Origin of the sequence: Paenibacillus sp. BR1-192 (assembly GCF_029542445.1) — a bacterium.
Taxonomy (GTDB): domain Bacteria; phylum Bacillota; class Bacilli; order Paenibacillales; family Paenibacillaceae; genus Paenibacillus_AQ; species Paenibacillus_AQ lautus_A.
Genome location: NZ_CP120718.1, coordinates 2,782,953 through 2,796,930 on the forward strand (window position 1 = coordinate 2,782,953; position 13,978 = coordinate 2,796,930).

Here is a 13,978-nt window from a genome sequence, read left to right on the forward strand (position 1 = left end):
GCGGGAGGGAAATCATATGAATGCGGCAACGGTGCGGCATATTTTGGACACGATGGAGAGCATGTTTCCGGATGCACATTGCGAACTGAATCACAGCAATGCGTTTGAGCTGACCATCGCCGTGCTGCTGTCCGCCCAGTGCACGGATGAAACGGTAAATAAAGTAACAAAGGATCTGTTTCAGAAATACAAAACGCCTTTGGATTACGTATCGGTACCGATCGAGGAGCTTGAGCAGGATATCAGACGGATCGGGTTATACCGGAACAAGGCCAAACATATTCAGAACTTGTGCAGGATTCTGATCGAACAGTATGGCGGGGAAGTACCGGAGGCTCATGACGAGCTGGTCAAATTGCCCGGGGTTGGACGCAAGACGGCCAATGTCGTCGTTTCCAACGCCTTTGGCGTGCCTGCCATTGCGGTGGATACGCATGTGGAGCGGGTATCCAAACGGCTTGGACTGGCTGCTTGGAAAGATTCCGTGCTGGAAGTGGAGAAAAAGCTGATGAAGCGGGTGCCGCGTGAAGAATGGACGATGACGCATCATCGGATCATTTTTTTCGGAAGGTACCACTGTAAAGCTCAAAATCCGCAATGCCCGGTATGCCCGCTGCTGGATGTTTGCCGCGAAGGAAAGAAACGTATGAAAACCTTAGCAGTCAGGAAGAATAAGGAACAACCGTAACACCAGCAAGAAACAGACAAAAAAAGAAACAGTTCATCTGATTCGGGAGAACACCGAACTTTGACAGCCGGCGAATGGGCATCATTGCAAGCAAGCCAGCGCGCTTGCCTTTGTCTCCGGATTTCTATTTCGGCCGCATGGGCGAATGGAAATCTGGAAACAACTGTGACCGAATAGAAATGCCGGATATTCGCAAGGTGAATAAGGAATGCACCCCGGATCAGCAGGAGCTAAATTTAAAAGAGGATGGGATTACACATGAAATGCATCTCTGTTTACACCGACAATTTTGAATTGTTCTCGGATATTTTTGAACATGTGGTGGAGAGCCAGAACCAACTGAGCGAGAATGAAGAGCAGGAAGTGGAAGGCGTGACGTTCAGCCACTCCGGGGATGCTCCCGAGCATTATTTGGAGCGTATGTCTCAGAAGCCGGAAGTGGTCGTGATGCGCGATAAGTCTCGCGGTTTAACCATTTTGCAGCACGGAAACGTGTTCGAAATTTTGATTCCGGCAGAAGAGAACACCGTCGTATCTTAAGTTCTTCAAATTTGATGTTTTAATAAATGAGATGTTGAACCCATGGCAGGCAAGGAAGCGATTCTTCCTTGGCCTGCCATTTTGCATAGAGCGGGACAAACGGCGGATCATGAAATGATTCCTTTACGGCGCAAGCGGTGATAAAATAAAATGATGTGAACAGATGGTGTCAGAGATGGAGAGATCAATGGACAGGAGCGAGAAATGACATTGAAGTTGATGACTGATGAAATCGGATACAGCATGACGGAACTAAATAGAGTCCGGGACCGTTTTTTGGACTGGAATGACGAGTCTTCCTCCGCATTGACCGAGGATTTGATACGCAAGGGTACTGGCGGCGAGCTCACGCTTGCCTTCTGCGGTCATTTTTCAGCTGGGAAGTCAAGCATGATCAATGCGCTTTGCGGCAAAAAGGTGCTGCCCTCGGGTCCGGTGCCGACGAGTGCCAATGTGGTCACGATTCGAAGCGGCGAGCCCCGGGCATTGATTCACCGGACTGTCGCGGACCATGGGGAGCCTATCAAGGTAACGATCGACGAACTTGCGGAATACTGCAAGGAGGGCCGGGAGTATTCCGCGATTGAAGTGTGGGATGACGTGCCGCTGCTTGGCGCGGACGGAGTATTGATGGATACCCCCGGCGTCGACTCGACCGACGACGGGCATCGGCTAGCGACCCATTCCGCTCTGCATATGGCGGATATCGTGTTTTACGTCATGGATTACAATCATGTGCAGTCGGAGAGTAATCTGATGTTTGCCAAGAGCCTGTCGGATTGGGGGAAGCCGCTATATTTGATCGTGAATCAGATCGACAAGCATCGTGATGACGAGCTGACGCTGTCCTCTTACCTGAACGACGTCAAGAAGGCGTTCGCCCAGTGGAAGATCACGTACAAAGGGTTGTTATGCACCTCGCTTAAAGTGCAGGACCATCCCTATAACCAATGGGAGACGCTGAAGTCTTTGATCGGCGAACTGATATCCCGGAAGGAGCCGCTGCTGCGCCATAGCGTTTCCTGCTCCGTTCGTCATGCTGCCGATCAGCATGTGGAAGCCTATACCCGCAGTCATCAGGAGGAGAAGGAACGGCTGCTGGAGGAAATGGGCGGCGAGGAGGCCGCAGCGGCGCTGCAAGCGCGCTTGCAGGATCTGGAAGAACAAAAAAGAACCGTAGCGGGGCTGCCGGAATCGGTTCGCGCAGAACTCCGCAAGGAAGCCGATAAGCTGCTGGCCAATGCCAATCTAACGCCGGCGGATGTTCGGGATTTAAGCCTGTCTTTCCTGGAGAGCCGGAAATCCGGCTTTAAGGTCGGGTTCCTCTTCTCGGGCGGCAAGACGGAGGAAGAGCGCCGCCGCCGTCTGGAGGCCTTCCATCATCGTTTGGAGGAACAGACCTCTTCGCAGGTCGACTGGCATCTGCGTTCGCTGTTCCGCAATAGCGTCGAGCAGCATGCGGAATGGAATGCCGAATGGGAACGTTTGATGGACGCCGAACTTCCGGGCGTGCGGGAGGATATGATTACGCGAACCGTGAATCCGGAAGCCACGGTGTCGGGCGAATATGTATTGAACTATAACCGGGAGCTGGCCGAGGAAATCAAGGGCAGCTACCGCATGGCCGTGTTGGTGCTTGCCGACCGGCTGAAGGCGGCATTGACGGACGCTGCGGCCGTCCGTCTGCAGGAGCTGGAGCGCCAGGGCGCCGAGCTCCTGGCGCAATCCGCGGCTTCCGCCAGCTACGCAGCCCTGCAGCAGGCGGAAGCCGCCCGCGCGGCCGAGCTGGCCGAGCTGCTCCCGCCGCGCACCTCCCTCACCCCCGGCCTCCTGCCGGAGGTGAGGGAGCCGGAGGGGCAGCCCGCGCATGCGGCTGCCCAGGGCGGCGCCCCGGCGGCGCAGCCGGGGCAAGGGCGCACGGCGCCCCGGGCCGCCGCTGCGCAGGCGGCACCGCAGCGGCGCCAGCGGCTTGAGGCCGCGGCAGCCGAGCTGCGCGCAGCGGCGGCGCTGCTGGCGCCGCACCCCGCGCTGGCGTCGGCCGCGCGGGATCTGACCGCCCGCGCGGATGCGCTTGCGGGCGGCTCGTTCACCCTGGCGCTGTTCGGAGCGTTCAGCGCCGGAAAGTCCTCCTTCGCCAATGCACTGCTTGGCGAGTCGGTCCTGCCGGTATCGCCGCATCCGACAACGGCGGCGGTGAACCGCATATTGGCACCGGCTGAAGGAAGATCACATGGTACCGCAGACGTGCGTATGAAGAGCCGCGAGATGTGGTGGGACGATTTGAAGTATTCCTTCGGCGTGCTGGGTCTCCAAGAACCGAATCCGGCCAATTGGCGGAGCGTGGCCGAAGGTTTGAATCCGGCCGGAATTCACCCGGCAGGCCTGCCGCATTACGGGTTCCTAAAGGCCGCCGCCTCCGGCTGGGATGAGATGGAGTCCAGGCTCGGCACCACGGAAACGGTAGAATTGGCCGAATATCGGGGATACGTGGCGGACGAAACCAAATCCTGCTTTGTCGACGGGATCGATCTGTATTACAGCTGTCCGATGACGGAGCAAGGGATCGTGCTGGTGGATACGCCGGGAGCGGATTCCCTGCATGCCCGGCACACCGGCGTCACCTTCAACTATATTAAGAATGCGGATGCGATTGTTTACGTAACGTATTACAACCATGCGTTCTCCAAAGCGGACCGGCAATTCCTGTCCCAGCTGGGCCGGGTCAAAGACAGCTTTGCCTTGGATAAAATGTTCTTTATCGTCAATGCGGCTGATCTAGCTCAGTCCGAAGACGAGCTGAATGAGGTGGTGAAGCATGTGCGCACCAATCTTACAGCCAGCGGCGTAGGCAGCCCGCATATCTTCCCCGTCTCCAGTCTGGCTGCGCTGGACAATAAGCGGCAAGGGGACGAGGAGAAATTGCAGGCATCGGGATTCCCTGTTTTCGAAGAAGCGCTGGGCCGATTTGCGGTGGAAGAGCTGCCAAGGCTGTCCCAGCGTGCCGGTTATGATGAGATCGCTTCTGTGAGGGACCGTATCCGGGGGTGGGCAGAAATGGCCGCTCAGGATGAGACCACGCGCAAGCGGAAAATCGGGGAGCTGGAAGAGGTGCAAAACCAAGCCATGGCCCGCCTTAACGCTTTGGCGGAGCAGGAAATGGCACGCGACATCGGTCAAGAAAGCAGCGAGCTGCTGTTTCACGTGCGGCAGCGGCTGGATTATGCCATGAACCGTTTCTTCCAGGAGTCGTTTAATCCTTCCGTGCTTCGGGAGGATGCAGGGCATTTGAAATCGGCATTTGCGGCTTGCGGACGTGATTTGATGCGAACGATGTCCGTAGAGCTGGATCAGGAACTATGGGCCACCACGCTTCGTTTGGAGACGGCCGGCCGCAAATTAACCGAAGCCGCGGCATTTAAGGCCGCAGCCGATATCAACGGCATGGCCGAGGGCCTGTCACTGGCCATACGCCGGGATCCGGACTGGGCACCGCCGGAGCTGGACGAAACGGAGCTGCAAATCCAAGGCGATTGGTTAACCTTCTGGTCGACCTTTAAGAATCCCAAGCATTTCTTTGAGGGCGGCGGAAGTTACAAGCTGCGCGAAGCGGCTGAGCCGAAAGTGAAGGAAGCCGTTGCGGGTGTGGTCGGCCTGCGGGAAGAGCAGCTGACGGACCACTATGTTCGAATGAGCGAACGTTCACTGCAGCATCATGTATCCGCATTGGAGGAACAGCTGAAGGAATCCATGGCTGCCATACTGGGTTCGCTGCAGGACGGCCAGTCTCCGTTGATGTGGCGTCAGCTGGCGGATGATTTGGAAGCCATGATAAAGTCAGCGCAGTAAAGACGGAACATTCCCGTCTAGCATGAAGCAAGAGTTGCAATAGAATAGCAGCCTGGTGCGAACTTCATGAATGAACGCCAATCACATGTTGAACCCTTGAAAGACGTCCCATATGCCATCCGTGGCGGGGCGTCTTTCGTCCTATTATTATCGATGGACCGCTCTCCTGATGAAAGCGGCATAGGACGATATGGCATATTTTTATCCGCTGCAGCGAACGTGAATAGGATGAAACCAGCTTAGGATATTACCCTTTTTCAAGCATGTTCAAAAAAGTCGAAAATAGCGGATAAAGCCTAACGGTTGAAGGGACTGACAATGTGATTATATCCCCTAGTAATGATGAGAATTCCCGATGATTTCATCATGAAACAATGATAAGTTATACTATTTGCCCCCTTTAGGTCCTTTTGGCTCATTTATGACGTTTTTCTCTCTTTGCCGCGGGTTCGGGTCGATGATAAACTTCATAAATGCTACATAACCTGAACGTAAAAAATCCAAAGGAGGATAAACATGAATGTTCTCAGGCAACTGCAGGGCTTCTTTTGGGAGAAACGAAGTTATCTTTTTCTTTCCATTCTGTGTCTGGCGATTGCAACCGCTTTAGGTCTTGTCTATCCGCAGCTGTTAAAAGTGCTGATTGACGATGCAATCAAGCTGGAGAATTACGGCATCGTACCGCAGCTGGCACTCACCGTGCTGGGCGTGGTCATCCTTAAAGCTTTCATGCAGTTTTTGCATGGATTCTTTGGAGGGAGGCTGGGGAATTACCTGGCTTACTCGTTGCGAAACGCCTGCTATGAAAAGTTGCAATTTCTATCGTTCCGCTATTACGACACGGCTCGGACAGGGGATTTGATGTCGCGGCTGACGGGGGATTTGGAAGCAATCCGGATGTTTATCGGCTTCGGTTTTGCCCAACTCCTCAACCTCGTACTGATGGTGACTTTCGGTTCCATCATGATGTTCACCATCAGCTGGAAATTGACGCTGGTTACTTTGGTAGCGATGCCATTTCTGGTGTTCGCAGCTCTGAAATTCGAGTCCAAGATCCATCCGGCGTTCCAGGAGATGCGCCTGGCGCTCAGCTCGCTGACTACCGCGGTGCAGGAGAATATTACGGGTGTTCGTACCGTTAAATCCTTTGCTCGCGAGCCTCACGAAGTGGAGAAATTCTCCGAACGGAATGAGCGTTACAAAACCAATCAGATATTCGCCTCTTCCCTGTGGGCCCGTTATTTCCCGATGATGGAGCTCTTTGCGAATGTCAGCGTCGTCATTTTGCTTGCCGTCGGGGGCGCCATGGTTATCCAAGGTTCCATGACGGTAGGGGAGCTGGCAGCATTCTTCACCTTAATTTGGTACATAATCGGACCTCTTTGGGGGATCGGGTTCCACATTAACAACTATACGCAGTCGAAGGCTTCGGGTGAACGGGTGCTGGAGCTGTTGAATCAGCCCATTGATGTCGAAGACCGTGAGCGTGCGGTAGATTTGGTGCCAAGCCAGGTGAAGGGTCATGTCGTGTTCGACAATGTCACCTTTGCTTACGGCAACAAGATGGCTGCTGTCAAAGATATCAATCTGGATGCTCGTCCCGGCTCCGTGATCGGTTTGCTGGGGGGAACAGGTTCAGGGAAGTCAACCATTATCCAGCTCTTGATGCATGCCTATAACGTGAATCAGGGCAGCATCAAATTAGACGGCGTGAACATCAACGATATTAAGGTCCGGAGTCTGCGCAGCCAGATTGCAACGGTCTTCCAAGAGACTTTCCTGTTCTCGTCCAGCATCCGCAACAATATTTCTTACGGGATGAAGGACGTCAGCATGGATGAAATCATTCGGGTAGCCAAGCTGGCCAAGGCACATGACTTCATTATGGAAATGAAGGATGGCTACGATACCATTGTCGGTGAACGGGGGATGGGTCTTTCCGGCGGACAGAAGCAGCGGATCGCGATTGCCCGTGCCCTTCTGAAGGACCCGAAAATCCTGATCCTGGATGATGCCACCAGCGCAGTGGACATGGAAACAGAGCATGAAATCCAATCCGGTTTCCAGGAAGTCATGAACGGCAGAACGACCTTTATTATCGCTCACCGTATTTCTTCCTTGCGTCATGCGGATGAAATTCTCGTTCTGGATGAAGGTAGAGTCGTGCAGCGCGGCAAGCATAACGATTTGATTGCGGTGCCGGGACCTTACCAGGATGTGTACAAAATACAATATGCGGACCTGATTGCAAAGCAAGCTCAAGCAGGAGGTACGCCAGGGCAGGTGCAAGCATGAACGCCAACGTAAATACTGAACCGCATCAGAAACAAAAGATTCCGAGGCCGCGGAAGCCTTCGGAAGAAACCAATGAACGTTTTGTATACAAGGACGACGATGCGATCGAGAAGCCGTTTAACTGGACGCAGCTGACGCGTCTGATCTCGTATATGAAACCATATGCCAAACAGATTCTCCCGTTGATCGGCCTCATGATGATTATCGGCACGATTACGAAGCTTGCCATTCCATTCCTGACGAGTTTGGCTATCGACCAGGCCATTGACCCGAAGGAAGGAAATCCGAGCCTGACCCTGCTGTATCAGATTACGATCGCCGTTCTGGCGATGTATATCATTCAATGGGTTGCCGGGATATTCCGGATCAAGTTTACGAATATCATTGGTCAGCGGGTTATCTATGACCTTCGAGCAGATTTGTTCCAGCATATACAGCGCCTATCCTTTAATTTCTTTGACAAGCGTCCGGCGGGATCCGTGCTGGTTCGCGTTACGAACGATGTCAACTCCCTGCAGGATTTGTTTACGAACGGGGTTGTCAATCTGATCATCGACTGCGTGCAGCTTGTCGGTATCGTAGTCATCCTGCTATTAATTAACTGGAAGCTTGGTCTAGCTGTTATCGTTACCGTTCCGATCATGTTCTTTATCTCTACGAAACTCCGTGTGCGCATCCGGCGTGCATGGCAGGAAGTACGGATCCGGAACTCGCGGATCAACTCCCACTTGAACGAATCCATTCAGGGAATCCGCGTTACCCAAGCTTATACGCAAGAAGAAGAAAATATGAAATTTTTTGATAACATGAACCTGGACAGCAAAAAGTCCTGGGATAGGGCGTCGGCCATGAACCAAGGGTTTGGGCCTCTTATCGAGATTACCGGGGGGTTCGGTTCCCTGATCTTGTTCTGGCTTGGGGCCGTATTGATTCAGCAAGGCGAGCTCACGATCGGTCTGTTGATTGCCTTTACCCAATATGTCGGGAACTTCTGGGAGCCGATCAATCGGCTCGGCCAAATGTATAACCAGCTGCTTGTCGCGATGGCATCGTCCGAACGTATCTTTGAATTCATAGACGAGAAGCCGAGCATCGATGATCAGCCTGGCGCGAAGAAATTGCCGACCATTAAAGGGGACATCAAGCTGGAGAATGTGGTGTTTGAATACGAAAAAGGACGCCAGGCTCTAAAAGGCATCAATCTGGACGTGAAGGCAGGCCAGTCGATTGCGTTGGTCGGTCATACCGGATCAGGCAAAAGTACCATCATTAATTTGCTCAGCCGCTTTTATGATATTACGGACGGTAAGTTAACCATCGACGGGTACGATATTCAATCGGTGACGGTAGAAAGCCTCAGGAATCAGATCGGCATCGTGCTGCAGGATACCTTTATATTCTCGGGTACGATTCGGGATAATATCCGCTTTGGCCGTCTGGATGCGACCAATGAGGAGATTGAAGACGTGGCCAAGGCTGTGGGCGCCCATGAGTTTATAGTCCAGATGCCGGGCGGCTACGATACCGAGGTCGAGGAACGCGGTAACATGCTGTCCATGGGGCAGCGGCAGCTGCTATCCTTTGCGAGGGCGCTCCTTGCCGACCCGCGGATTTTGATTCTGGATGAGGCAACGGCAAGTATCGATACCGAGACGGAATTAAAAATCCAGAGTGCCCTTAAAGTGCTGCTTCAGGGACGTACCTCCTTCATCGTGGCGCACCGTTTATCAACGATCCGCCATGCCGATCATATCGTCGTGCTGGATCACGGGAAGATCATCGAAGAAGGAAATCACGACCAGCTTATGCAGAAGCAGGGGACATATCATGGGCTGATTGAAGCACAATACCGATTTTTGTAAAAACGGCTTAACAAAGGTTTAACAAAACGGACACAAATGTAAAAAAAATGTCGCTTGATACTTGCAATCTTCTTCATAAACTTACAAAATAGAAGTAGAGTTTACTCAGAATTCATAGAAGAAGGGAAGCATGAGGGTATAATGAGCATCGAAAGCGTAATTTCTGCGCCTGCACTGCTGATTCGAAACTTTGAGAAGAATGATTTGGAAGCTGTCACATCCTTGATGCGAGAACTGAATTATCCGACCACGCTCAACGTCATGCGTGAACGGATGGAGTCCATGAACGACAACCCGTTATACGGCAACCTGGTTGCCGAGGTTGATGGAGACGTCGTCGGCATGATCATGCTTCGTCAAGTCAAATCCTTCACTATGACCGAACCGGTCACTCAAATTACTTCGGTTATTGTAACCTCAAGCTACCGCGGCCAAGGAATTGGCAAACGACTGATTCGCGGTGCAGAGACATGGGGAAGACAGCATGGTAGCCACCTCTTGTTTCTCACAAGCGGCAACCGGGAAGAACTTGCTCCCGCACATGCATTTTATGAACATATTGGATTTGAAAAGGCTGGTTACCAGTTCAGCAAAAAGCTGTAGCCTGGGCCTTTTCATTAACCCACCCCGTTTTCGGGGTGGGTTTTTTCTTGTTATGACCTAGATTCTATGGAAGTTTAGAAGATTTTACTCGCTTATCACAGATATAAGGAATTCATTCGATCAGGACCGGTATTGGTTTCTGGGGCCCTGAGCATAAAGTAGGAATTCAAGGACTCCTTTCCAACAATTGTAGGATTGCCGAAGGTATCAAATGTGTTACAATGTGTTCGTACCTGATTACAAAAATGTAACCAATGCCTGACCGCCCCACACCCATCAAGTTCAACATATTAGAACGGCGATCAAGCAAACTCTACAACTATGAGCATAGGAGATGAGTATTCATGAACAACCATTGGATAAAGAAAATCGCAGGCGGCAGTATCGCGGCTGTATTGGCTGTTGGCATTATGCTGCCGACAACGGCTTCGGCTGCACCTGCTGATAGCAATAATTATGTAAACTGGCAACAGAAGATCCAGAAATTCCTGGAGAGCCAAGGCTTGGAGTCGCAGTTTAAATGGGTGGTCGTCCAACAACCGCAAACGGAAAAGCCTCAGGCGGACAAGCCTGCAGAGACGCCTCAAACAAGCAAGCCTGAGACCAGCAAACCGGAAGCAAGCAAACCGGAAGTAAGCAAACCAGAAGCAAGCAAGCCTGTGAGCAAGCCATCTACGACTCCGTCCCAGCCTTCCGAATCTGCGGGCACAACGGAGCAATCGAATTTTGCTTCCGAAGTTGTCAACTTGGTGAACCAAGAGCGTTCGAAAGCTGGCCTGAAGCCGCTCACGGTACATGCCAAGCTGACAACGGTAGCACTGGACAAAGCGAAGGACATGAGCAATAACAATTATTTCAGCCACACTTCGCCAACGCACGGCTCTCCATTTGATATGATGAAGGCTTACGGCATTTCTTACGGCTATGCCGGCGAGAATATCGCTAAAGGGCAGCGCACGCCGCAGGAAGTCATGAACTCTTGGATGAACAGCCAAGGTCACCGCGAAAATATCCTGTCTCCTAATTTCACCATGATCGGTGTTGGATATTACAACGGATACTGGGTTCAGGAATTCATCAGCCAATAAGCACGGATGTTGTTTTACATGATAGGCTGCCCCGGGCGCGCAGAAAACTGCGTCCGGGGCAGTCTTCTTTGCGTGTTTTGATTTGCAAATTTTTTATAGAAGTCTTAAGGTAATGTACATGAGGATTTTTGTAGGGGGAATGTCATGAAGTCATCTGCATGGATATGGCGTATCACGGCCTCCGTGTCGATTATCGTAACGATTGTGCTTATATTCGGTTTCGTGTATGCGTTTAAGGATATTAATGATCCTCAAGGTCAGCCCTTGCTCACCGGCGGCGAATCCGCCGCGCCAGGCCAAGAGACTGCGCCGCAGAAGCCGGAACGAGCTTCGTCGGAAGCGGTGCTGCCAAATGATCTGAAAGTGACGGCGATCGGAGACTCGCTTGCCAAGGGAACGGGGGACAGTACCGGGGGCGGTTTTGTCCGCCGAAGCGTCGAACAATTGAACGGCGATGGACGAACGGCCAGCCTGCTGGCCAATCTGGCGATAAACGGAATGACCACCGAGGGACTTCTCCCTAAGCTGGACGACAAGGGAATACAGTATGCCTTGAAGGAAGCCAACGTCATTATGCTGTCTATCGGGGGCAATGATATCTTTCAAGGAAGCGGGCTGATGGAGGGGGCGGCGGATGCCGGCGAGCTGGAGCTCGATCCAGCCATGCTGATGGGCGCATTGCCGCAGGCCTCCGAACGCTTGCAGACAATTCTTGAGAAGATTCGGGATATTAATCCGAATGCCCGCATTGTTTATATCGGCTTGTATCATCCCTTTTCCGATTTGGAAGAATTGCTGATACCCGGCAATGTCGTGGTCTCAGCATGGAATCATGCGGTCATGGAGCTCGTAAACCGGGATCCCAATATGACGCTTGTCCCTACATTCGATCTGTTTCAGCATAAGCTCGGCGAGTATCTGTCCACGGACCATTTTCATCCGAACGGGGCAGGATATCAGGCCATCGCGGATCGAATTGTAGAAGGTATGCTGTAGCATGAAGAGGATGTCAGGTGGGGAGATGGAAATCGATGAATGAACAAGCGCAGGAAATCGTACTATCCGTCCAGCATGTAAAAAAGAAAATCGGTCGAAAATGGATTATACATGATGTGTCGTTCGATGTGCGCGCGGGCGAAATATTCGGGTTCCTGGGGCCGAACGGAGCAGGAAAAACAACCACGATCCGAATGCTTGTGGATTTGATCAAGCCGTCATCCGGCAGGATCGAGGTCTGCGGTTACGATGTGAACCGCCAGCAGGAGCAGGCGCTGCGCTATATTGGTTCCATCGTGGAGAATCCGGAGATGTATTCGTATTTGACCGGCTGGGAAAATCTCGAGCATTTTGCGAGAATGCAGCCCGGCATTGACGATCAGCGGATACAGGAAGTTGTGGATACGGTCAGGCTTGATCGAAGAATCCATGACAAGGTCAGCACTTATTCACTTGGCATGCGGCAGCGTTTGGGGATCGCCCAGGCCTTGCTCGGCAGGCCGAAGCTGCTCATTCTGGACGAGCCGACGAACGGTCTTGACCCGAAGGGAATCAAAGAAATGCGGCAGTTCATCCATCAGTTGGCCGAGGAGGGCTTGGCTGTATTTGTTTCCAGCCATCTGCTGAGCGAAATTCAGCTGTTATGCGATCGGGTAGCCATCATCAGCAGCGGAAGGGTGCTTGCGGTAGGCGAGGTCGATGAATTGATTGCCGGCAGCAGCGATCATGTCATCTGGGATCTGAATCCCGCCGTGCAGGGTAAACGAATTCTGCAGAAGCTGGATTATTGCGAGATCGTGGACCGCCCGGAGGATGTGCTTGACGATAATGTACTGGCAGGCATGTCACCGGATGCTGTTGTGACCCGAATGCATGCTGCACATGCATCAAGGGCTGTGGAAAGGCTGGTTGGCGCCGGCGTGCAGGTCCGGGAGGTTCATCGGATCAATCCTACGCTGGAGCAGCTGTTCCTGCAGATGACGGAGGGTGAGAGCATTGAGTAACCTGTTGCCCCTGATCAAGAACGAATGCATCAAAATTATCAAGCGTAAGCGGTTTTATGTGGTTCTTCTGGTTCTCCTCGTCCTAGTGCCCATGTTTACATACGCCCAGATGAAGTCCGCAGAGCGGAGCAGGGAGAAGTTTAACAGCGACTGGCGGCTTGAGCTTCAGCAGCGGATCACGGATAATGAGAATTCGCTTAGCAGTGACCGGGTGCCGGATGAATGGAAACGATATCGGCAAATCTTTATTCAGCAGATGCAGTATTATTTGCAGCATGATGTGAATCCTAATCAACCAAACGGGGTAACGTTCACGCGGGAATATCTGAACAATGCGATATCCTTGTTTATTCCGCTGCTCATCATGGCCATTGCTTCGGATATCGTTTCCGGAGAGCGGACGACCGGCACCATTAAGATGCTCCTGACAAGGCCGGTAAAGCGCTGGAAAGTGCTGCTGAGCAAACTGGTAGCCTTGATTATGTTCACGTCGCTCATTGTCGTTTCCACCTTTGTCATCGCTTACCTGATCTCGGGTCTCGCTTTCGGCTACAAAGGGTTTGACATCCCGGTATTCACGGGTTTCCAAATTGTCGGGTCAGACGTGGATATGTCCGGCGTTCATGCGGTGCCCCAATGGAAGTATTTGCTGATGCAGGGCGGTTTGGTCTGGTTTGTCGGCGTATGCGTCGGCATGCTGGCTTTTATGGTATCCGTCCTGGTTCGAAGCACGGCGGCCAGCATCGTCATTATGATGGCGGCATTGATCGCCGGAAATATTCTGACGAATATGGCGTCGGCATGGAGCAGCGCGAAATATTTGTTCATGGTAAACCTGAATTTGACCAGTTATTTGGCGGGCAATTTGCCGCCGATCGAGGGCATGACCTTGAATTTTTCCCTTGCCGTATTAGCCATTTGGGCGATTTGTGCGGTTATTGTTGCATTCAGTGTCTTTACGAGAAGGGATATCTTGAATTAAAATGGACAAAGCATGAAACATTTGTTTGCATTTTTTAGAGAACCGCGTTCTTCTAAAATATTGGAATGTAGAAA

Annotated in this window: 10 protein-coding genes; all 10 read left to right on the top strand. The window is 52.2% G+C overall.

From position 1 onward, the window contains the following. The first annotated feature begins 16 nt into the window (after nucleotides 1–16). The 10 genes from nth (at nucleotide 17) to P0X86_RS12465 (ending at nucleotide 13,904) form a co-directional block, all read left to right on the top strand. Nucleotides 17–688 (top strand): endonuclease III, encoded by a 672-nt coding sequence (gene nth / locus P0X86_RS12420; protein WP_009595169.1) that lies wholly within the window; start codon nucleotides 17–19, stop codon nucleotides 686–688. 258 nt (nucleotides 689–946) lie between these two features. After that, entirely contained in the window at nucleotides 947–1,228 is a 282-nt protein-coding gene (locus P0X86_RS12425) for a hypothetical protein (protein WP_015734596.1), read from the top strand. A 204-nt stretch (nucleotides 1,229–1,432) separates the two neighbouring features. Continuing rightward, nucleotides 1,433–5,074: a dynamin family protein gene (locus P0X86_RS12430; protein WP_277748588.1), complete on the top strand. Its 3,642-nt coding sequence runs from the start codon at nucleotides 1,433–1,435 to the stop codon at nucleotides 5,072–5,074. A gap of 516 nt (nucleotides 5,075–5,590) precedes the next feature. Beyond that, on the top strand, nucleotides 5,591–7,369 hold the full coding sequence (locus tag P0X86_RS12435; RefSeq protein ID WP_015734598.1) for an ABC transporter ATP-binding protein: 1,779 nt from the start codon (nucleotides 5,591–5,593) through the stop codon (nucleotides 7,367–7,369). Further along, entirely contained in the window at nucleotides 7,366–9,231 is a 1,866-nt protein-coding gene (locus P0X86_RS12440) for an ABC transporter ATP-binding protein (RefSeq protein WP_009591381.1), read from the top strand. Before P0X86_RS12435 ends, P0X86_RS12440 begins: the two co-directional genes overlap by 4 nt. A gap of 141 nt (nucleotides 9,232–9,372) precedes the next feature. After that, the gene (locus P0X86_RS12445) at nucleotides 9,373–9,834 is read left to right on the top strand and encodes a GNAT family N-acetyltransferase (protein ID WP_009591358.1); all 462 of its coding nucleotides are present in this window, start codon (nucleotides 9,373–9,375) and stop codon (nucleotides 9,832–9,834) included. A gap of 344 nt (nucleotides 9,835–10,178) precedes the next feature. Next, nucleotides 10,179–10,922, top strand: a complete 744-nt coding sequence (locus P0X86_RS12450; RefSeq protein ID WP_277748589.1) for a CAP domain-containing protein — start codon at nucleotides 10,179–10,181, stop codon at nucleotides 10,920–10,922. Nucleotides 10,923–11,066: 144 nt separating this feature from the next. Further along, entirely contained in the window at nucleotides 11,067–11,918 is an 852-nt protein-coding gene (locus P0X86_RS12455; RefSeq protein WP_277748590.1) for a GDSL-type esterase/lipase family protein, read from the top strand. Between the two features lie 35 nt (nucleotides 11,919–11,953). Beyond that, complete coding sequence (locus tag P0X86_RS12460; protein ID WP_213577834.1) at nucleotides 11,954–12,922, top strand: ABC transporter ATP-binding protein; 969 nt, start codon at nucleotides 11,954–11,956, stop codon at nucleotides 12,920–12,922. Further along, a complete protein-coding gene (locus P0X86_RS12465) occupies nucleotides 12,915–13,904 on the top strand; it encodes an ABC transporter permease (RefSeq protein ID WP_277748591.1) in 990 nt (329 codons plus the stop codon). Before P0X86_RS12460 ends, P0X86_RS12465 begins: the two co-directional genes overlap by 8 nt. Nucleotides 13,905–13,978 lie beyond the last annotated feature (74 nt).